Annotated in this window: 18 protein-coding genes and 1 tRNA gene; 4 read left to right on the plus strand and 15 right to left on the minus strand. The window is 66.8% G+C overall.

What is annotated here, in order from left to right; translation table 11 throughout:
* Positions 1–217: 217 nt before the first annotated feature.
* The 6 genes from GTK09_RS07305 to GTK09_RS07330 form a co-directional block, all read right to left on the minus strand.
* Positions 218–1513 carry a TRAP transporter large permease gene (locus GTK09_RS07305; protein WP_163462317.1) on the minus strand — a complete coding sequence of 432 codons (1296 nt, stop codon included), beginning with the start codon at positions 1511–1513 and terminating at the stop codon, positions 218–220.
* On the minus strand, positions 1506–2042 hold the full coding sequence (locus GTK09_RS07310; protein WP_163462318.1) for a TRAP transporter small permease: 537 nt from the start codon (positions 2040–2042) through the stop codon (positions 1506–1508). The genes GTK09_RS07305 and GTK09_RS07310 overlap by 8 nt, the downstream gene beginning before the upstream one ends.
* A 385-nt stretch (positions 2043–2427) precedes the next feature.
* Positions 2428–3438 carry a TRAP transporter substrate-binding protein gene (locus GTK09_RS07315; RefSeq protein ID WP_163462320.1) on the minus strand — a complete coding sequence of 337 codons (1011 nt, stop codon included), beginning with the start codon at positions 3436–3438 and terminating at the stop codon, positions 2428–2430.
* Positions 3439–3488: 50 nt separating this feature from the next.
* Positions 3489–4400: an SDR family NAD(P)-dependent oxidoreductase gene (locus GTK09_RS07320; RefSeq protein WP_203560918.1), complete on the minus strand. Its 912-nt coding sequence runs from the start codon at positions 4398–4400 to the stop codon at positions 3489–3491.
* A gap of 23 nt (positions 4401–4423) precedes the next feature.
* Positions 4424–5248 carry an enoyl-CoA hydratase/isomerase family protein gene (locus GTK09_RS07325; protein ID WP_163462322.1) on the minus strand — a complete coding sequence of 275 codons (825 nt, stop codon included), beginning with the start codon at positions 5246–5248 and terminating at the stop codon, positions 4424–4426.
* Complete coding sequence (locus GTK09_RS07330) at positions 5245–6948, minus strand: AMP-binding protein (RefSeq protein WP_203560919.1); 1704 nt, start codon at positions 6946–6948, stop codon at positions 5245–5247. Before GTK09_RS07330 ends, GTK09_RS07325 begins: the two co-directional genes overlap by 4 nt.
* 205 nt (positions 6949–7153) lie before the next feature.
* Between GTK09_RS07330 and GTK09_RS07335 the strand changes: the two genes are divergently transcribed.
* Complete coding sequence (locus GTK09_RS07335; RefSeq protein WP_163462324.1) at positions 7154–7687, plus strand: MarR family winged helix-turn-helix transcriptional regulator; 534 nt, start codon at positions 7154–7156, stop codon at positions 7685–7687.
* A gap of 143 nt (positions 7688–7830) precedes the next feature.
* Here the strand turns inward: GTK09_RS07335 and GTK09_RS07340 are convergent.
* The 9 genes from GTK09_RS07340 to GTK09_RS07380 all read right to left on the minus strand — a co-directional run bounded on the left by GTK09_RS07340 (position 7831) and on the right by GTK09_RS07380 (position 14200).
* Positions 7831–7906 (minus strand) — tRNA-Ala (locus GTK09_RS07340).
* A gap of 296 nt (positions 7907–8202) precedes the next feature.
* Complete coding sequence (gene recR / locus GTK09_RS07345) at positions 8203–8808, minus strand: recombination mediator RecR (RefSeq protein ID WP_163462325.1); 606 nt, start codon at positions 8806–8808, stop codon at positions 8203–8205.
* A gap of 23 nt (positions 8809–8831) precedes the next feature.
* A complete protein-coding gene (locus GTK09_RS07350) occupies positions 8832–9155 on the minus strand; it encodes a YbaB/EbfC family nucleoid-associated protein (RefSeq protein WP_163462326.1) in 324 nt (107 codons plus the stop codon).
* 145 nt (positions 9156–9300) lie between these two features.
* The gene (locus tag GTK09_RS07355) at positions 9301–11193 is read right to left on the minus strand and encodes a DNA polymerase III subunit gamma/tau (RefSeq protein ID WP_163462327.1); all 1893 of its coding nucleotides are present in this window, start codon (positions 11191–11193) and stop codon (positions 9301–9303) included.
* A 99-nt stretch (positions 11194–11292) separates the two neighbouring features.
* A complete protein-coding gene (locus GTK09_RS07360; RefSeq protein WP_163462417.1) occupies positions 11293–11619 on the minus strand; it encodes a type II toxin-antitoxin system RelE/ParE family toxin in 327 nt (108 codons plus the stop codon).
* Entirely contained in the window at positions 11606–11896 is a 291-nt protein-coding gene (locus GTK09_RS07365) for a ribbon-helix-helix domain-containing protein (RefSeq protein WP_163462328.1), read from the minus strand. Before GTK09_RS07365 ends, GTK09_RS07360 begins: the two co-directional genes overlap by 14 nt.
* An 84-nt stretch (positions 11897–11980) precedes the next feature.
* Complete coding sequence (locus GTK09_RS07370) at positions 11981–12847, minus strand: amidohydrolase family protein (protein ID WP_163462330.1); 867 nt, start codon at positions 12845–12847, stop codon at positions 11981–11983.
* Between the two features lie 58 nt (positions 12848–12905).
* On the minus strand, positions 12906–13403 hold the full coding sequence (locus tag GTK09_RS07375; protein WP_163462332.1) for a MarR family winged helix-turn-helix transcriptional regulator: 498 nt from the start codon (positions 13401–13403) through the stop codon (positions 12906–12908).
* A complete protein-coding gene (locus GTK09_RS07380) occupies positions 13400–14200 on the minus strand; it encodes a crotonase/enoyl-CoA hydratase family protein (RefSeq protein ID WP_163462334.1) in 801 nt (266 codons plus the stop codon). Before GTK09_RS07380 ends, GTK09_RS07375 begins: the two co-directional genes overlap by 4 nt.
* Before the next feature lie 169 nt (positions 14201–14369).
* Between GTK09_RS07380 and GTK09_RS07385 the strand changes: the two genes are divergently transcribed.
* The 3 genes from GTK09_RS07385 (at position 14370) to GTK09_RS07395 (ending at position 19157) form a co-directional block, all read left to right on the plus strand.
* Positions 14370–16265 (plus strand): feruloyl-CoA synthase, encoded by a 1896-nt coding sequence (locus GTK09_RS07385; protein ID WP_246217759.1) that lies wholly within the window; start codon positions 14370–14372, stop codon positions 16263–16265.
* Between the two features lie 283 nt (positions 16266–16548).
* Positions 16549–17946: an ammonium transporter gene (locus GTK09_RS07390; RefSeq protein ID WP_163462421.1), complete on the plus strand. Its 1398-nt coding sequence runs from the start codon at positions 16549–16551 to the stop codon at positions 17944–17946.
* Between the two features lie 203 nt (positions 17947–18149).
* Positions 18150–19157 (plus strand): zinc-dependent alcohol dehydrogenase family protein, encoded by a 1008-nt coding sequence (locus GTK09_RS07395; RefSeq protein WP_163462336.1) that lies wholly within the window; start codon positions 18150–18152, stop codon positions 19155–19157.
* Positions 19158–19371: the final 214 nt, after the last annotated feature.

Consider the following 19371-nt stretch of genomic DNA (forward strand, 5'->3'; position numbering starts at 1 on the left):
TCTTGGCGAAGCCAAGTGATAGAAATCGCAAGAGAGGGGTTGGCATCGTTTCAGTCTGTACCGACGTCGGCACGGCGGGAGGAAGCGGTGAAACCCCTCTCTTGTCATTCTCAAGGTTTGGACCTCGGCAAGCCGAGGCCCAACTCCTTGGAATGACTTTCTCTCCCAAAATGGGGAGAGAGGGCGCTTGTCCGGCCAAGCTTTCGCCCTGCTCCTCTCACCCCATCGTCTGCGGCAGGAACAGCACGATGATCGGGAAGGCGATCAACAGGATCAGCCGGATCACGTCCGTCACCACGAAGGGCAAGACCCCGCGAAAGATCGTCACTAGGCTGACGTCTCTCGCGATCGTGTTGATGACGAAGACGTTCATGCCGACCGGCGGGGTGATCAGCCCGAGCTCGACGGTCATGACGATGATGACGCCGAACCAGACCGGATCGAAGCCCATTTCGAGGATCACCGGAAAGACGATCGGCACCATCAGGATGATCATCGCCATGGCGTCGAGAAAGCAGCCGAGGACGACGAAGAGCAGCATGATCAGCGCCAGCGTGCCGTAGCTGCCGAGATCGAGGCCGATCAGGAATTGCGTCAGGTTCTGCGGGACCTGCGTGACGGCGAGGAAATAGCCGAAGAGGATCGCGCCGATCAGGATGGTGTAGATGGCGACGGAGGTGCGCAAAGCCTCGACGAGGCTTTCGAGCAGGCTGCGAAGGCCGAGGCGGCCGCGGGCGATGCCGATCAGCGCCGTCAGCACCGCGCCGACCGCCGAGGCCTCGGTCGCCGTGGCGACGCCGAAATAGATGGCGAGGATCACCGCGGCGAAGAGCAGCACCACCGCCCAGACGCCGGAGAGCGCGCCGAGCGCCTCCTGCAGGCGGAACGGCGCGCCGGCGGGGAGCTTGCCCCCGTACCACAGCCGCACCGTCGCCATGTACATGAACACGGCGAGGATGCCCGGCACGATGCCTGCGACGAACAGGCGCCCGACGTCCTGCTCGGTGATGTAGGCATAGACCGCCAGTACCACCGAGGGCGGGATCAGGATGCCGAGCGTCCCGCCGGCGGCGATGACGCCGGTCGAGACGTCGTCGGGATAGCCGGCCTTCTTCATCTCCGGATGGGCGATGTTGGTCATCGTCGCGGCGGTTGCGACGGAGGAGCCGCAGATCGCCGCAAAGCCGGCGCAGGCGCCGACCGTTGCCAGTCCCAGCCCGCCGCGCAGGGAGCCGAGCGTCGCATTCGCCGCCCGGAAGAGTTCGCGGCTCATGCCCGAGCGGGTCGCCAACACCCCCATCAGGATGAAGAAGGGGATGAGCGTCAGGTTGAAGTCGGTGACGGTCCGCAGCGGCGAGGTGGCGAGAAGGTTGAGTGCCGGGCTCCAGCCGACGGTGAGGCCGAAGCCACCGACGCCGACGAGGCCCATGGCGACGCCGATCGGCACGCGCACGATCATCAAAAGGAACAGGACGACGAAACCGCCGGCGGCGACGAGATCCTTCTCACTCATGGCCGGCTCCGTGCGCTTCGTCTTGCTTCAGCGTCTCGTGCGGCTCGAGCCCCTCGCCGTATCGCAGCACCAGCCAGAGGCGGATCAGCGTGGTGACGATAGCCATCACGAGGCCGGCGACGACGCAGGCGAGGAACGGCCAGTGCGGCAGGCGCAGATCCATCGTCGTTTCGCCGCCCGGCATCTGCGACAGCACGCGGCCGCCGAGCTTCCACGTCAGCAGGATGGTGAAGAGGAGGAGCCCCAGCCAGGCGATAAGATCGAGGACGCGCCGGGCTTTCGCCCCGAGCATCTCGGCGAGGATGTCGACCTTGATGTGGTTGCCGCGGAATCCGAGCGAGGCAAAGCCCCACATGATCGCCACGGCCAGCGCCAGGCGCGACAGATCGAAGGCGTCCGGGACGGGCGAGGCGAAGAGATAGCGCCCGAGCGCCGAGACGAAGACCAGCAGCGTGACGAGGCCGAGCATGACGGCGGCGACGCGCTCGACGACGGTGATGACGCGCTCGGTGAGGCGGGAGGGGGTCATGCGAATGCCATGCGGCGGCGGTGCGAAAGGGCCGTGTGGGTCGGGGCGATCGCGCCCTTGCGCCCACCCCCCTCTGTCCTGCCGGACATCTCCCCCACAAGGGGGGAGATTGATCCTGCGCGAATCCTCAGGCCAATCGCCGGCGCCGTGCCGTCGCAAGAGCCGTGGATCGGAAGGCGCAGCCACGACGCTGCCGATCTCCCTCTTTGTGGGGGAGATGCCCGGCAGGGCAGAGGGGGGTACAGGAGCACGACGTCGGGCATTTTTGGCTTTGGCACCGCGGATAGATCTTGGAGGCAGGCGAAGGGCTGGCCGAGGCAACTCAACCGGGACGGGAGGCCGATCATGATGCGGAGGCGCGCGAGGCGCCTCCGCTGCGATCACCTCAATACTTCACCCCGTTCGCCTCCAGCGCCTTCTCGTAGTCGGCGAGCACCGTGTCCGGGTCGAACCCGGCCTTCTCCGCGTCCGCCTTCCACGCGTCCATCACCGGACCGACGGATTCGCGCCAGAGCGTCACCTCCTCGGCGGTCGGCTCGTAGACCTCGTGGGAACTGTCGTTGAGGATCTCCTGGCGCACCTCGTTGTCGTAGGTCGACCAGCCTTCCGAGATCTTCTCCGACCATTCCGGCGTGCAGTGGTCGTCGATAACGGTCTTCAGCGTGTCCGATAGCCCGTCATAGCTGTTCTGGTTGATCAGCATGACCTGCGAGGAGAGGTAGAGCGGCAGGTCGTTGTGGAACTTCACCACGTCGGCCATCTTGAAGCTCTTCATCGCCTCGTAGGGGAAGGTGACGGCGTCGGCCGTGCCTTTGGAGATGGCGTCGCGCGCTTCCGGCGCCGGCACCTGCACCGAGGTCCCGCCGAGCGAATTGATGTAGCGGGCCATGGTGGCGTGGGCGGGACGAACGCTCTTGCCCTTCACGTCGGCCGGCACCTTGATGGGCGCGTTGGCATGGAAGCGGCCGGGATTGTGCGGGTTGACGAGGCAGAAATAGACGTCGCCCATCTCCTTCTCGGCATAGCCGCCGTTCTTGTAGAATTCGTGGATCGCCTTGCCGGCCTTCGGCCCGTCATTGGCCTGGAAGGGCACGCCCGTCAGCTCGTAGATCGGGAAGCGGCCGGCGGTGTAGCCGGGATTGACGTAGCCGATGTCGACGATCCCGTCGCGGGCCATGTCGTAATGATCGGGCGCGGCGCCGAGCTGCTGGGCCGGATAGATTTCCATCGTCAGTTCGCCGCCCGAGGCCTCCTCGATGGATTTTCCCCAGGCGACGATGCTGTCGTGCATCGGGTGCGTCGCCGGCAGCCAGTGCGACAGGCGCAGCGTCGTCTGGGCGCTGGCCACCGAGGTCGTCGCGGCGAGCGCCGCGGCAAGGATGAGCAGTCTTGTCATGGTCGTTCCTCCCGTTGGTCGCCCTTCCTCCCGAAGGGCGTTTTCTCATTTCAGATGAAATCGATGCCGACGCTCTGCATGGCGCCGGCAAGATCTGTCTCGACCGCCTCGGCGATCCTCTCGGCGCTCCAGCCGCCGGCCATCACTGCATGCGCCGCCTCGACCGGATGGGCCCAGAGCGACAGCCGGTCGCCGCCGAGGCCGATCGCCTGGCCGGTGACGCTGGCCGAGCGCTCGGAAGCGAGATAGACGAACAGGGCGGCGACGTCATCCGGGCCGCCGAGGCCGAAATCCTGGCGCACCTTGTCCGGCAAGCTCTCGCCGCGTCCCATCATCTCGGCATAGGGCTTGAGCGCCGGCGCGGTGGCGGTCATCGCCGTCATTGCATTGGGGACGATGGCATTCACCGTGACGCCCGATTTCGCCAGTTCCATCGACCATGTGCGGGCGAAGGCGGCGATGCCCGCCTTGGCGGCGGCATAGGACGTCTGGCCGAAATTGCCGCGCTGGCCGGCCATCGAGGAGACCAGGATCAATCGTCCGCCTTCGCCGGCCGCGCGAAAGTGGCGAGCCGCGGCGCGGGCGCAGGTGAAGGTGCCGCGCAGATGCGTCGCGACGACGGCGTCGAAATCCTCGTCGGTGGTGTTCCACAGGACCTTGTCGCGCAGGATGCCGGCATTGCAGGCCATGACATCGAGCCGGCCGAAGGCCTCGAGCGCCGTGGCGACACAGAGATCGGCCGCCTCCGCAGTGCCGATCGCGGCGACGGCCGGCGCGGCGCGTCCGCCCAGCGCTTCGATCTCGGCGACGACCTTCGCCGCCGCCTCGCCATCGACGTCGTTGACGACGACGTCGCCGCCGGCCTTGGCCATGGCGAGCGCCGCGGCGCGGCCGATGCCCTGGCCGGCGCCGGTGATGACGATGACCCGGCCGTCCAGCCTGACGGCGTCCGTGGTGCTCACTGCTGCATCCCTCTCCCCCGCCATCAGCGCCCCTCGAAGCGCGCCGGGCGCTTTTCCATGAAGGCCAACGGTCCCTCCCGTGCGTCCTTCGACGCCATGACGATCCGCTTGGCCTCGTCCTCCAGGGCGAAACCTTGTTCGAGCGCAAGCCCGGTTGCAAGCCTTACCGTCCGTTTGATCTGGCGGATCGCCACCGGACCGTTCTCGGCGATGCTCTCCGCAATGCACAAAGCCCGCGAAAGGACCTCCGCCTGCGGCACGACCCTGTTGACGAGGCCGAGCGCCAGCGCCCGCTCCGCATCGATCATGTCGCCGGTGAGCAGCATCTCCATCGCCGCCGCATGGGGGATCTGGCGGGGCAGGCGGGCGAGCGAGCCGGCAAAGGGGATGAGCCCGTGTTTCGCCTCTGGCAGGCCGAAGCGCGCAGTCTCCGACGCGATGCGGATGTCGGTGGCGAGCATCGTCTCCAGCCCGCCGGCGACGCAGGTGCCGTTGATCGCGGCGATGATCGGCTTGTCGATCGCTGAGTGCCGCAGCGCCGAGCGGTCCATCACCGCCGGGTCATCGAGGACCCGGCGATCCCAGTCGTCCTGAGGTTCCCGCGCGCCGGTAAGCAGCGGCATCGTCAGGGCGAGGTCGCCGCCGGCACAGAAAGCCTTCCTGCCGGCACCGGTGAGGACGAGGACGCGCAGCTCGTCGTCCGCGGCATAGCGGGCATAGGCATCCGACAGCCGGCAGGCCATTTCCGGGCTGATGGCGTTGCGTGCCGCCGGCCGGTTAAGGGTGAGGAGGAGGATGTCGCCCCGGACCTCCTCGAGAAGATGCGGCTCGCTCGGCTCCGCGGTCATGCCCTGCCTTCCTCGATCATCGTCCGCGCCAGGTCCCGCAGCTCCACCTTGCGGACCTTGCCGTTCGCCGTCTTCGGCGTCGCCTCGATCACCGCGACGTGGCGCGGCATCTTGTGGCGCGCCATAGTCTCCTTGCACCACGATTTCAGCCCGTCCGGATCGATGGTCTTGCCGTCACGCGCCACGACGAAGGCGAAGATCTCCTCGCCGAATTCGGCGTCCGGCACGCCGACGACCTGCGCCTCGGCGATGTCCGGATGGTCGAGCAGCCGGTCCTCGATCTCGACCGGATAGACGTTCTCGCCGCCGCGGATCAGCATGTCCTTGATCCGCCCGACGATCCTGAGATGACCCGCCGCGTCCATCACCGCGAGGTCGCCGCTCTTCAGCCATCCCTCGGCGTCGATCGCGGCTTCCGTCGCCTCTCGCATGGCGTAATAGCCGGCGGTGACGAGAAATCCGCGGATCTGCAATTCGCCCTCCCGGCCGATGGGAACGACCGCGCCCGTCGCCGGATCGACGATGCGGATCTCCACATGGGGCAGCGGCACGCCGGCATTGCCGACCTTCTCCTCCAGCGGCTCGTCCGGCAGGGTCTGGGTGATGATCGGGGAGCACTCGGTCATCCCCATGATGATCGCCGGATCGCAGCCGATGCGCGCCTTCAGCTCCAGCATCAGGCTCGGCGGGATCGAGGTGCCGCCGACATAGGCGATCCGCCAGGCGGAAAGGTCGCGCTCGCCGGCGGCGAGCCTCTCGTCCTGGAGAAGCCGCACATACATGGTCGGCACCGCGTTGACGATGGTGCCGCGATGGCGCTCCAGGAGATCGAGCATGCGGGACGCCTCGAAGCTCTCCATGGCGACGAGGCAGCCGCCGACGGCGGCCATGCCGATGACGTTGCAGACGCAGCCGGCGGTATGGAAGAACGGCATGGCCGAGACCATGACGTCGCTTGCAAGGTAGCCGACGCGCCGGCCGGCGAGGAGCGCGTTGTTGACGGTGCCCCGATGGGTCAGCATCGCGCCCTTCGGCTTGCCCGTCGTGCCGGAGGTGTACTGGATCTGCATGACGCCCGCCGGCGTCACGGCGGCTTCGCGCGCCGCGAGCATCTCGTCGCTGGTCTCCGCGGCCCGCTCGAGGAGATGCTCGAAGGCGAGGGCGCCCGCGATCGTGGCGGGACCGATCTGGACCACACGTTTTAGCGCCGGGTAGGCGCCGCCCGCCGGACGCTCGCCGCCGTCGAGCGCCGCAAGGTCGGGCAGCATGTCCGCCAGCATGCCGGCGATCGAGAAGCCGCGATGCTCGCCGGCCGCGACCAGCAGCGAGATGTCGCCCTGCTTCAGGAGATAGTCGAGCTCGGCGCGGCGGAAGGCGGGATTGACGGTGACGACAACGGCGCCGATGCGCGCCAGCGCATATTCCAGCAGCACCCACTCCGGAGAGTTCGCTGCCATCACCGCGACCCGCGCCTCGTGGCCGACGCCGATCGCGATCAGCGCCTTTGCCAGGCGGTCGACGGCTTCGTCGAGCTCGCGATAGGTGTAACGGCAGATCCCGTGCGGCTCGTCGAAGACGATCGCCGGCCGCTCACCGTGAAGCCGGGCCCGTTCGCGCAACAACTCGCCGAGAGTGATCTCGCGAAGCTCGACGCCCTCGCTCTCCGGCAGCCAATGCGAAGAGCCTCCCGCAACTCCCAAAGCGCTCGCTCCTCCCAAAGCCGCTCGCATCCGTGACGGCCGGTTCCTGCTTCTGGACGGGGCCGAGGGACAGTTCAAGATCGTGTATGACGGCCTTGAACTGTTCGATGTCGAACAATACGATCTTTGCTGCGGCCGTCAAGCCGAGGGCCGGTCGGGGCCTCAAGTGGCGAATGCGGCGGGCGGCGAGGAAGGAGCCGGCGGAATGGAGCGGGCGAAGCCGACTCGAAAAACGTTCGACGCGCAGAACGGCGAGGCGGGAGAGGTCGAGGACGGGGCGGATGCCGGGCGGTATCTCGACGCCGGCGCGGCGGAGACGACGATTGCCTACAAGCTTCGGCTCGCCCAGATCCTCGCTTTCCGCGCCTTCGAGGAAAAGCTCGCGGAGCGCGGCCGGGCACCGCGCTATCTCGGCCTTCTGGCGATCATCAGGAGCCATCCCGGCCAGTCTCAAAGCCGGCTCGCCGAGGCGGTGGCGCTGCGCCGCTCCAGCCTGGTGACGATCCTCGACATCCTGACGCAGGAAGGTCTGACCGAACGCCGGCCGGCGCCGGGCGACCGCCGCTCGAACGGCGTCTGGCTGACCGAAAAGGGCGAGCGCGTGGTCGAAGCGCTACTGGCCGAGAGCCGGCGCCACGACGCGATGCTGACGGCGGGGATCGGGGCGGCAGAGATCGAAACGACGTTGCGGGTGCTCGACCGGGTGATCGCCAATCTGAGGGGCGACCAGGGAACTTGATCTTGCCCCGAAGAAGCAACGGCGGCCGGGGTGTCCGATCGTTCAGCCACGGATGCGGCGATCCACAGCCGCAACGGAGGCGAGCCCTTGTGGCTGCGAACTTGCGTCGACGGATGCTGGCTGGAGGCGGCTTCGTGAGAATTTGGTGGAGCCAAGCGGGATCGAACCGCTGACCTCTACAATGCCATTGTAGCGCTCTCCCAGCTGAGCTATGGCCCCACTTTGCCGACCGGCGGCGGAGACGGCACTGGGTGGTCCGTCTCGTGTGAGCGGCTTCATATTAAAGACCCGCACGGAGATCAAGCGGTTTCGTCGATCGTCGCGAAGCTTTTGTGCGGGGAATACAATTTCGCACAAGCGGTGGAATTGCCTTTCGTGACGAGACCGTGACGGCGCGAGTGCATGGGCGGGGCGGATGGCACCCGATTCTTCTCCGGACGTCGGCACACGCAACTCGGCTGGTTCGTCGCCGGCTTGGCGGGACCCCGCGGTCGCCAGCGCCCGCCGTTCGAGCCTCAGAGCGCCGTGCGCGAGCGCATGGCGGCGGCCAGCGTGCCTTCGTCGAGATAGTCGAGCTCGCCGCCGACCGGCACGCCGTGGGCGAGGCGGGTGACCTTGACCTCGAGACCTTCCAGCCGGTCCATGATGTAGTGGGCGGTGGTCTGGCCCTCGACGGTGGCGTTGACGGCGATGACCAGTTCCTTGACGCCGCCGGCCTCGACCCGGTCGATCAGCTGGCGGATGGTCAGATCTTCCGGGCCGACGCCCTCCAGCGGCGAGAGCACGCCGCCCAGGACGTGATAGGCGGCGTTCAGCGCCTTCGCCCGCTCCAGCGCCCAGAGATCGGCGACGTCCTCCACCACCACCACGGTCGACTGGTCGCGGCCATGGTCGGTGCAGATCGTGCACGGGTCGCGCGAATCGATGTTGCCGCAGGTCGAGCACACGCCGATCTTGTCGCGCGCCTCGGCCATGGCGGCGGTGAGCGGGGCGAGCAGCTGCTCGCGGCGCTTGACGAGATGCAGCGCTGCTCGACGCGCCGAGCGGGGACCGAGGCCCGGAAGCTTCGCGAGCAGCTGGATCAGCTTCTCGATCTCCGGGCCGGCGACGGATTTTGCCATGAATGCGACAGACTGCCGGAGGCTCAGAACGGAAATTTCATGCCGGCCGGCAGGTTCAGCCCGGCGGTCATTTCCTGGGTCTTTTCCTGAATCGCCAGCTGCAGCTTGGCATGGGCGTCGGCATGGGCGGCAACGATCAGGTCTTCCAGAATGTCTTTCTCGTCCTCCTTCATCAGCGACGGATCGATGACGAGGCCCGCCAACTCCCCGGTGCCGCGCAAGGTGACGGTGACGAGGCCGCCGCCCGACTGGCCCGCCGCCTCGATCGCCTTCACCTCGTCCTGCAGCCCGGCCATCTTTTCCTGCATGGCCTTGGCCTGCTTCATCATGTTCATCAGGTCTTTCATCGCGGGGCTCCTCGGTCGGATCGGATGGTGGCGGATGTGCCAGGTTTCTCGTTGGTCTCGGCGATATAAGGAGGATGTCGCCGGGCTTTGAGGGTTCGCCGCGCAGGTTTCGCCGGAGAGAGGCAGCGAAGCGACGATTCCGGCTTCAGTCCTCGTCGTCGAACTCGTCGGGATCGCCGATGTAATCGTCGGCGGGCGCTGCGATGGCCGTGTCGACTTCGTCTTGGCTCTCGCTGCGCAGGGTGACGTTGGTGATCTTGGCGCCGGGGAAGCTCGCGAGGATCGCCGCGACCTCCGGATCCGCTGCGGCGTCGTCGATCAGCGAGGCACGCTTTTGCGCGTCGCGCTCGTCGAGGGTCGGCTCGCCGCCGGCGGAGGAGACGGTCACCACCCAGCGCTGGCCGGTCCAATGGTGCAGGCGCTTGGTCAGGTCGCCGAGAAGCGTTCCCGGCGCTCCCTCCGCGAGCCCCACCTCGATTCGGCCGGGCTGAAAGCGCACGGGGCGCAGATAGCGGCGGATCGACACGCGCATCAGCGAATCGCGCCTGTCCTCGGCGAGCCTCGCCAAGGCCTCGATGCCGGCGATCGTCACTTCCCCCGGAGAGGCCTGAGGGGAGGTTTGGGCCTGGGGTCTCGGCCGCATGTCCATGCGCGCGCCGCCGCCAGCGGATGCGACGAGGCGCGGCGGCGAGGTCGCGGCATCAGCCGATGGGGAAGCGCCGGTGGCAGGCGAGCCGGACGCCGCATGCCGCGGCGCCGCCGAACCCTCCGGCGCGCCGTTGCCACCGCCTTGCGGCGACGTGCCCGGCGCGGCCGCCGCCGGAAGCTTGCCCGCGCCGCCCTCGCGCAGCATCCGCAACAGATCGTCGGGGGAGGGCAGGTCCGCGGCATGGGCGATGCGGATCAGCGCCATCTCGGCCGCCTGGCGCGGCGCGGTCGTCGCGCGCAGCTCCTCGCCCGCCTTGAGCAGCATCTGCCAGATCTGCCCGAGCGTGCGGATCGAGAGCCGCTTGGAGAGATCCAAGCCGCGCTCGGCCTCGATCGGCGAGACGGCGGCGTCGTTGGTCGCTTCGGGCACGTAGCGCAGCGTCGTGACGAGATGGGTGAAGTCGGCGAGTTCGGAGATCACCACCGCCGGATCGGCACCGGAGGCATATTGCTCGCGCAGTTCCTTCAGGGCGCCGGCCGCGTCGCCCGCCATCAGCGTCTCGAACAGGTCGATGATCCGCACCCGGTCGGCGAGGCCCAGCATGTCCCTGACCGCAAGGGCCGTGACCGTGCCGGCGCCATGGGCGATCGCCTGGTCGGTGAGCGACAGGGAATCGCGCACCGAGCCCTCGGCGGCCCGGGCGATGAGGCGGAGCGCGTCGTCCTCGACAGAGACCTTTTCGGCCGCGGCGATCTTCTGGAGATGCTGGATCAAGGTCGCCGATTCGACGCGGCGAAGGTCGAAGCGCTGGCAGCGGGAGAGAACCGTGATCGGGACCTTCCGGATCTCGGTCGTCGCGAAGACAAACTTCACATGCTCCGGCGGCTCCTCCAGCGTCTTCAAGAGGCCGTTGAAGGCCTGGTTCGACAGCATGTGGACTTCATCGATGATGTAGACCTTGTAGCGCGCCGAGACCGGCCGGTAGCGCACTTGGGCGATGATCTCGCGCACGTCGTCGATGCCGGTGTGGGAGGCCGCGTCCATCTCGACGACGTCGACATGCCGGCCTTCCATGATCGCCTGGCAGTGGACGCCGGGGCCGGTCATGTGGATCGTCGGCTGGTGGATGTCGTCGGTCTCGTAGTTCAGCGCGCGGGCCAGAATGCGCGCCGTCGTCGTCTTGCCGACACCGCGCACGCCCGTCAGCATCCACGCCTGAGCGATGCGGCCTGTCTCGAAGGCGTTGGTGAGGGTGCGCACCATCGGCTCCTGGCCGATGAGATCGTCGAAGGAGCGCGGCCGGTATTTTCGCGCCAGGACGCGGTAGGGTTCGGGCTTTTCGGCGGTTGCCGGTCCGGCTGCCGTCTCGGTGACCTCGGTGTCGCTCATGGTGCCGCTTCGGCCGATCCTGCTTCGATGCTCCAGAACCGTTCTGCAGGCATCACGTGGCAGGTGCAAGGGTTCATGGTCCGTGGCTGGACAGACGGCCTAGCGAGAAGCGGGATAGCCAGGATCGTGAAAAAGCGCTTCGTAGTTTCGGCCACGCAGGAAGATGTTGACGATTTCGACTGCCTCGGCGACCCGGTAGAGGATCAAGGGGCTTTTCTCGAATGGGACGGATCTGAGGCAGGGTCTCAAGTCGTCGCGTCGCCGGCCGCCTAAGGGAGCGTCGCCGATCTTTTCGCATCTTGCCCTGACGCGTTCCACGAAGCCTTCGGCCACGTCGTGGCTCCGGCTTATCTCAAAAATGGCATCGTAGATCTGTTCGAGATCGAGCCTGGCTTCGTCGCGGTAGATGACATCAACGCGTCGCAGGACCCTGGCCGGCCCGCCTTTCGCTCATGAAACGCTCCATGCGTGCTCGCATTTCCTCACTCGTCAGGCTCGGTCGCGGATCGTTCAGGGATCGATCGATCTTCGCCCGGATCTCCTCCAACTGCCTTTCGTGATCCTCTCGCTCCCGCTGCCAGGCCCGCACGGCCTCCTGCAGCGCTTCGCTTTCCGATCCGAACGATCCGGCCTCGACGGATTCGCGGATCGTCCGCAGCATGTCAGCGGGCAACTCGACGCTCAGCTTTTCTGCAATGGCCATGGCGCGCTCCTGTCGGACGAGAGCAACGAAGATAAGCGATCAGCCCGCAATTTGCACGCGGTTCGGCGTGCCACCATCGCAGCCTCAGATCTTCAACAGCCGCCGCGCATTCTCCTTCAAAATCAGCGGGCGCACCTCGTCCTTCATCTCCAGCTTCTCGAAATCGGCGAGCCAGCGGTCGGGCTTGATCACCGGCCAGTCGGAGCCGAACAGCATTTTGTGCCGGAGGATCGAATTGGCGTATTTGACGAGGATCGGCGGGAAGTATTTCGGCGACCAGCCGGACATGTCGATATAGACGTTCGGCTTGTGCTGGGCGATCGCCAGCGCCTCCTCCTGCCAGGGGAAGGAGGGGTGGGCCATGATGATCGGCATGTCGGGAAAATCGACGGCGACGTCGTCGAGATGGATGGGATTTGAGTATTTCATTCGCATGCCCATGCCGCCGCGCATGCCCGAACCGACGCCGGTCTGGCCGGTGTGGAAGAGGGCGATGGCGCCGGCTTCCGCGATCGCCTCGTAGAGCACGTAGGCCGAGCGATCGTTCGGATAGAAGCCCTGCATGGTCGGGTGGAACTTGAAGCCCTTGATGCCGAACTCGTCGATCAGCCGCCGCGCCTCGCGGGCGCCGGCCTTGCCCTTGGCGGGATCGATCGAGGCGAAGGGGATCATGATGTCGGAATTTTCCGCCGCGATCCCAGCCACCTCCTCGTTGGCATAGCGGCGGAAGCCGGTCTCGCGCTCGGCGTCGACCGGGAAGATGACGCAGCCGATCTTCTTTTCACGATAGTAGGCAGCCGTTTCCACCATGGTCGGCGGGTGCTCGTAGGGCGCCTTGAAATAGGTCGCCATCGCCGCCTGGAAGTCGTCGTAGCCGTCGTCCGGATGACAGCCGCAGGGCTCCTCGGCATGGGTGTGGATGTCGATGGCGATCAGGTCGTCGACGTTCATAATGATTTCCTCCCTGGCTTGGGCGCGGCGCGCAGTGGCCGGATGCGGCCGGTGCGGCTCACAGCCCGTTCAACTTGCGCAGCAGCGCAAACAGCGTGTGGCGCTCGTCCTTCGTGAGAGCGGCTGCGCTCGCGCGTTCGTGCTGCAGGAACTTCGGCATCTTCGCCGCGACCAGGCGATGGCCGGCCTCGGTCAGCGTCAGCTCCACGGCCCGGCGGTCGTCCGGCGGGACGCGCCGCTCGATCAGCCCGGCCTCGCCAAACCCTTGCACGATCTTTGCCATATGCGAGCGCTTGATCCTCAGGGCGTTGGCGAGAATCCCCTGGCGAACGCCCGGATTCTCACGAATCGTAATGAGAACTGAAAAGCCGCCGGGCTGCAGCCCATCCTCGGCGAAGGCGGCGAAGAACTCCTCGAAGGCTGCGATCTGGGCAAGACGCAGATGAAAGCCGAGGCTGTCGGCGAGAGGGCCGAAGGCGACGGACCCGGATCTCGCGGCGTCGCCCGTCTCGGCGTCGGCGGGTGTCGCGACGACCGGTCGCGTTGCCGCTCTCACGCCCCGTCGCTCCGCTTCTCCAGCGCCACCTTGCCGGCGCGCTTCTCCAGAAACGCCCGCAGCCGCTCCTTGGCCTCGGGGCTGGTCTGGGTGAAGGAGGCCATCAGGCTCTCGACGAAGAGGCCGTCCTCCGAGCTCATGTCCTGGATGCGCGAGAGCGCGTGGATGACGGCGTAGTTCGACAGCGGCGCGTTGCCGGCGGCGGCCTTGGCGATGGACGTGGCCTTTGCCAGCGCCTCGCCTTCGCCGACCACATATTGCACGACGTTCCAGCGCTCGGCGGTCTTAGCATCGATCACCCGGCCGGAGAGCATGAGATCGCTCATCCGGGCGGCGCCCATCAGCCTTGCGACCCGCACGGCGCCGCCGCCGCCGACGAAGATGCCGCGCTGGCCTTCGGGAAGGGCAAAGAAGGCGGAGGCGTCGGCGACGCGGATATGGGTGGAGGCTGCGAGTTCCAGCCCGCCGCCGACGACCGCGCCGTGCAGCGCCGAGACCCAGGGGATGCGGCCGCGCTCGATCATTCGGAAGACTTCATGCCAGCGCCGGGAGCCGTAGATGCCTTCGATCGGCGATTTTTCCGAATGCTCGGCGAGATCCAGCCCGGCGCAGAAATGCGGGCCGTGGCCGAAGATGACGCCGGCCTTGGCGGTTTTTTCGACATGGGCGACGGCGTCGGCGATCGCCTCGACGAAGCGGTCGGAGATGGCATTGCGCTTGCTCGGCCGGTTGAGGCCGAGAAGCGCGATCGGGCCGTCTTCCTCGATGGTCACGAATTCGCTCAGTGCCTCGTCCATCGTGCCGTTCTCCGCCGCGCATTCCTATATTTTGCGCATCAGAACACCGCCTGAGAGCGGAAGTCAATTTTGTTTCCACATGGATTGTTTTCGAGTGGACAAAATTGCCGCTCTCGGTCACTTTCGGGCTGCATCGAAGGGTTCGGGATCGATGCGACGGGAGGATGGCATGAACGACGAACCGGTAACGGCATCGAGGGCGATGTCGGGCGGTAATCAGGCACCGCCGCTGCGGCCGTCGCGGGTTTGGGAGCCGGTGATCCGAACCGAGGAGCGGCCCGATGGCTGCCTCGTCGTCACCCAGGACGGCGAGCTGCCACCTTATCCCTCGCGCATGACCGAAAAGCTGCTCCAATGGGCTGAGAAGGCGCCGGACCGCACGCTCTTTGCCCAGCGGCCGGCGGCTGGCGCGCCGGGCTGGAACCGGATCAGTTACGGCCAAATGGTCGCCCGCATGCGCGCACTCGGCCAGGCGCTCCTCGACAGTCCGGCCTCGGCGGAGCGTCCGGTTATGATCCTCTCCGGCAATTCCCTGGAGCATGCGACGCTGGCGCTGGCCGCCATGCATGTCGGCATTCCCTACGCGCCGATCTCGCCGGCCTATTCGCTGATGTCTGAGGATTTCGGCAAGCTGAAGGGGATCGCCGGGGATCTGACGCCCGGCCTCGTCTTCGCCAGCAGCGGCAAGGCCTTTGCCAAGGCGATCGCCGCGGTCACGCCCGAGGATGCGCTCGTCGTCCTCGGCGGCGAGGTCGAGGTCGACGGAAGGGCGAGCGTCTCCTTCGGTTCGCTGCTCGAAACGGTTCCGACCGTAGCGGTCGAAGAGGCGTATGAGGGGGTCGGCGCCGATACCGTGGCCAAGATCCTCTTCACCTCCGGCTCCACCGGCAGCCCCAAGGGCGTGATCCAGAGCCATGGCATGCTCGCCGCCAATCAGGCGATGGTCGCCGACTGCTACCGCTTTCTCGAAGACGAGCCGCCGGTGCTGGTCGACTGGGCGCCGTGGAACCATACGGCCTCCGGCAACAAGGTGTTCAACCTCACCTTCTGGCACGGCGGCAGCTACTACATCGACGAAGGCAAGCCGACGCCGGGCGGCATGGACGAGACCTGCCGCAACCTGAAGGAAATCTCGCCGACCTGGTACTTCAACGTGCCGAAGGGCTACGAGGAGCTGACCCGGCGCTTCCGGGAGGATGCCGATCTGCGACGGTCCTTCTTCCGCGATCTGAAGATGATGATGTATGCCGGCGCCGGCATGGCCCAGCACACCTGGGACGCCCTCGAAGCCCATGCGTTCGAGACCCTCGGTCATCGGGTGCGGCTCGTCTCCGGCCTCGGCTCGACCGAGACCGGCCCCTTCGCCATCGCCGGCACGGACCCGCAGCCGCAATCCGGCAATATCGGCATTCCGGCTCGGGAAGTGACCTTGAAACTGGTGCCGAGTGGCGACCGGTTGGAGGCGCGGCTGAAGAGCCGGAGCATCACCCCCGGCTACTGGCGCAAGCCGGAACTCACCGCCGAAGCCTTCGACGAGGAGGGCTTCTACCGGCTCGGCGACGCGTTGCGCTTTGCCGAAGCCGGAAAGGCCGAGAAGGGCTTTCTGTTCGACGGCCGCGTCGCGGAGAACTTCAAGCTGGGCACCGGAACCTGGGTCGCCGTCGGCCCCTTGCGCGCCGCCCTGGTCGATCACTTCGGCGCGCTGATCCGCGATGCGGTCATTGCCGGGGAGGAGCATGACGAGGTCGGTGCCCTGGGGCTTGCCGACATGGCCGAATGTCGGCGGCTGCTCGGGCAGGCGGCGGACGGGCTCGGCGATGCCGAACTTCTCGCCCATCCCGCCCTGCGCCATGAACTTGCCACCCGGCTTTCCGCCTTCGCCGCCAAGGCGACTGGGTCGGCGACGCGGGTCGTGCGGCTGGTGCTGATCGACGGGGCACCGTCGATCGATCGCGGCGAGGTGACCGACAAGGGCTCGCTCAATCAGCGGGCGGTGTTGGCCAATCGCAAGGGACTCGTCGCCGCTCTCTACGATGACGCCGATCCGCGCCTGATCCGGATCTGATCCCGATTTCCTCACGTCGTGCCGAACCCGAGGCGAGATCGCGGCAGCATCGCGGCGGAAGCCGATCGTGCGGCCATAAACGCAGCAGCGTGCCTATCATGCAGGCGACTGCATCAAAACTAGGCAGGCCGGCGGCGCGATCATCGACCCAAACCGCCGTCTCTTAGGCATTTCCCTCTGTCCGGCGAGTTGGCACGACTTTTGATTAGGAGTGATCGGGCCCGGAGTTTCAAAGGCGCCAGCCGCAAGGGTCGGTCAACGATCGGAAGTACGAAAAAAGATGATGAGACCATTCTTCAACGCACGAACGCTCGCCGCCACGGGCCTTGGGCTCGGCGCGCTCGCGCTCGCCTGTGACCCCTCCTTCGCGCAGGACGCCCAGGCGACTGCAAGCGCGGCCACCGACGCGGCTGCTCCGGCCGCGAGCACCGTCGACAAGGGGGACGTGGCCTGGATGATGACGGCGACCCTGCTCGTCCTCTTCATGACCATGCCGGGCCTGGCCCTGTTCTATGGCGGCCTGGTGCGCGCCAAGAACATGCTGTCCATTCTCATGCAGTGCACGATCATCACCGGCGTCGTGATGATCGTCTGGACCCTGTGGGGCTATTCATTCGCCTTCGGCGGCGGCACCAGCTATTTCTGGGGCGGTTTCGGCAAGCTGTTCCTGTCCGGCGTCACCGTCGATTCCAAGTCGGCCACCTTCACCGACGGCGTCGAGATCCCCGAATATCTCTTCATCGTCTTCCAGATGACCTTCGCGGTGATCACCCCGGCGCTGATCGTCGGCGCCTTCGCCGAGCGCATCAAGTTCTCGGCGGTCATCCTGTTCACCATCCTCTGGGTGACCTTCGTCTACTTCCCGGTCGCGCACATGGTGTGGGACGGCTCCGGCCTGATCTTCAACGGCGTCCTCTCCGGCGGCGTCGGCGCGCTCGACTTCGCCGGCGGCACGGTCGTCCACATCAATGCCGGCATCGCCGCGCTCATCGGCTGCATGTTCGTCGGCAAGCGCAACGGCCTCGGCAAGGACATCATGGCGCCGCACTCGATGACGCTGACCATGGTCGGCGCCTCGATCCTGTGGGTGGGCTGGTTCGGCTTCAACGCCGGTTCCAACCTGGAATCCACCTCGGCCGCGGTGCTGGCGATGGTCAATACCTTCACGGCCACCGCCGGCGCCCTCGTCGCCTGGTGCGTGATCGAGTCGATGATGCGCGGCAAGGCCTCGATGCTGGGCGCTGCCTCCGGCATCGTCGCCGGCCTCGTCGCCGTCACCCCGGCCTGCGGCACGATCGGCCCTGTCGGCGCCATCGTCCTCGGGGCGATCGCCAGCGGCGTCTGCTACTTCTTCGTCTCGGTGGTGAAGAACGCGCTGAAATACGACGACAGCCTGGACGTCTTCGGCATCCATGGCGTCGGCGGCATCGTCGGCGCGATCGGCACCGGCATCTTCACCTCGACCTCCCTCGGCGGCATCGGCTATGCCGAGGGCGTGACCATGGGGGCGCAGGTCTGGGCGCAGATCGTCGCCATCCTCATCACCGTCGTGTGGTGCGGCATCGGTTCGGCGATCTTCTTCGCCATCACCAAGGCGCTGGTCGGCCTGCGCCCGACGATGGAGGAAGAGCGCGAGGGCCTCGACCTCATCTATCACGGCGAGGCGGCCTACCACTCGTAAGGCGACGCTCGTCGCCCCTTTTGGGGGCGGCGGCTCTCCCGCAATGCGGCCCGCGGATCGGCGACGATCCGCGGGCCTTCTCGTTTCGGCAGGGCGGACGCAGCGTTTCCTTGCAAAGCCGCGCATGACTCTACCTCTCCTCCAGAAAGCTGCGGTTCCCGCATCGGCGCGAACCGCGCAGACATGGAAGAGGAGATGATCCGATGAAGGCCATCAAACTGGCAAAGCCCGGCGGTCTCGACCGCCTCTCTCTCGTCGACATGGAGGATCCCGGCCAGCCGGGGCCGGGCGAGATCCGCGTCCGGCTGCGGGCGAGTTCGTTGAATTTCCACGACTACGGCGTCGTCTCGGGCAAGATGCCGACCGAGGACGGTCGCATTCCGATGTCCGACGGGGCCGGCGAGGTCGAAGCCGTCGGCGAGGGCGTCTCCGAGTTCCGACCGGGCGATCACGTCGTTTCCGGCTTCTTTCCGAAATGGCTGGACGGGGAAGCGGCCGTCGCCGACTTCAGGACGACCCCCGGCGACGGCGTCGACGGCTATGCCCGCGAGGCGGTGGTCCGGCCGGCGACGTGGTTCACCCACGCGCCGAAGGGCTACAGCCATGCCGAGGCGGCGACGTTGACCACCGCTGGGCTCACGGCCTGGCGGGCGCTCGTCGTCGACGGCGGGCTGAAGGCGGGCGACACGGTGCTGACACTCGGCACCGGCGGCGTCTCGATCTTCGCGCTGCAGATCGCCAGGGCGATGGGCGCGCGGGTGATCTCCACCTCCTCCTCGGAGGAAAAGCTCGAGCGGCTGAAGAGCCTCGGGGCGGATGGGGTGATCAACTACAGGACCGACGAGGAGTGGGGGAAGAAGGTCCTCGACCTGACGGACGGCCGCGGCGCCGACGTCGTCGTTGAGGTCGGCGGCCCGAAGACCCTCGACCAGTCGATCACCGGCTGCCGCATCGCCGGCCACATTGCGCTCATCGGCGTCCTCACCGGTCGCTCCGGCGAGGTGCCGACGGCAGCGATGATGGCCAAGCAGCAGACACTGAAGGGCCTCATCGTCGGCAGCCGCACCCATCAGCAGGATTTCGTCCGGGCGCTGGAGGCGACGGGGGTGAAGCCGGTGATCGACCGGACTTTCGGCTTGGCCGAAATCGCGGATGCCTTCCGCCATGAGGAGTCCGGCGCGCATTTCGGCAAGATCTGCTTGGAGATCTGAGGGGAGGGTTTCGATCTCTTTTGGGCGAGCGTTTCGGCAGCTCGCCCCCCCTCTGCCCTGCCGGGCATCTCCCCCTCAAGGGGGGAAATCGGCAGCTTTGGGGGCGGCCAATCCCCGTGGGCATCCATGCTGTTGTCGACTTCCATGCCAGAGCATCAGCGCATCAAGGGATTGCGGTCCAGTCGTGCAGGGTCGATCTCCCTCCTTGTGGGGG

The sequence above is a fragment of the Jiella pacifica genome (genome assembly GCF_010500815.1).
GTDB classification, from domain to species: Bacteria; Pseudomonadota; Alphaproteobacteria; order Rhizobiales; family Rhizobiaceae; genus Jiella; species Jiella pacifica.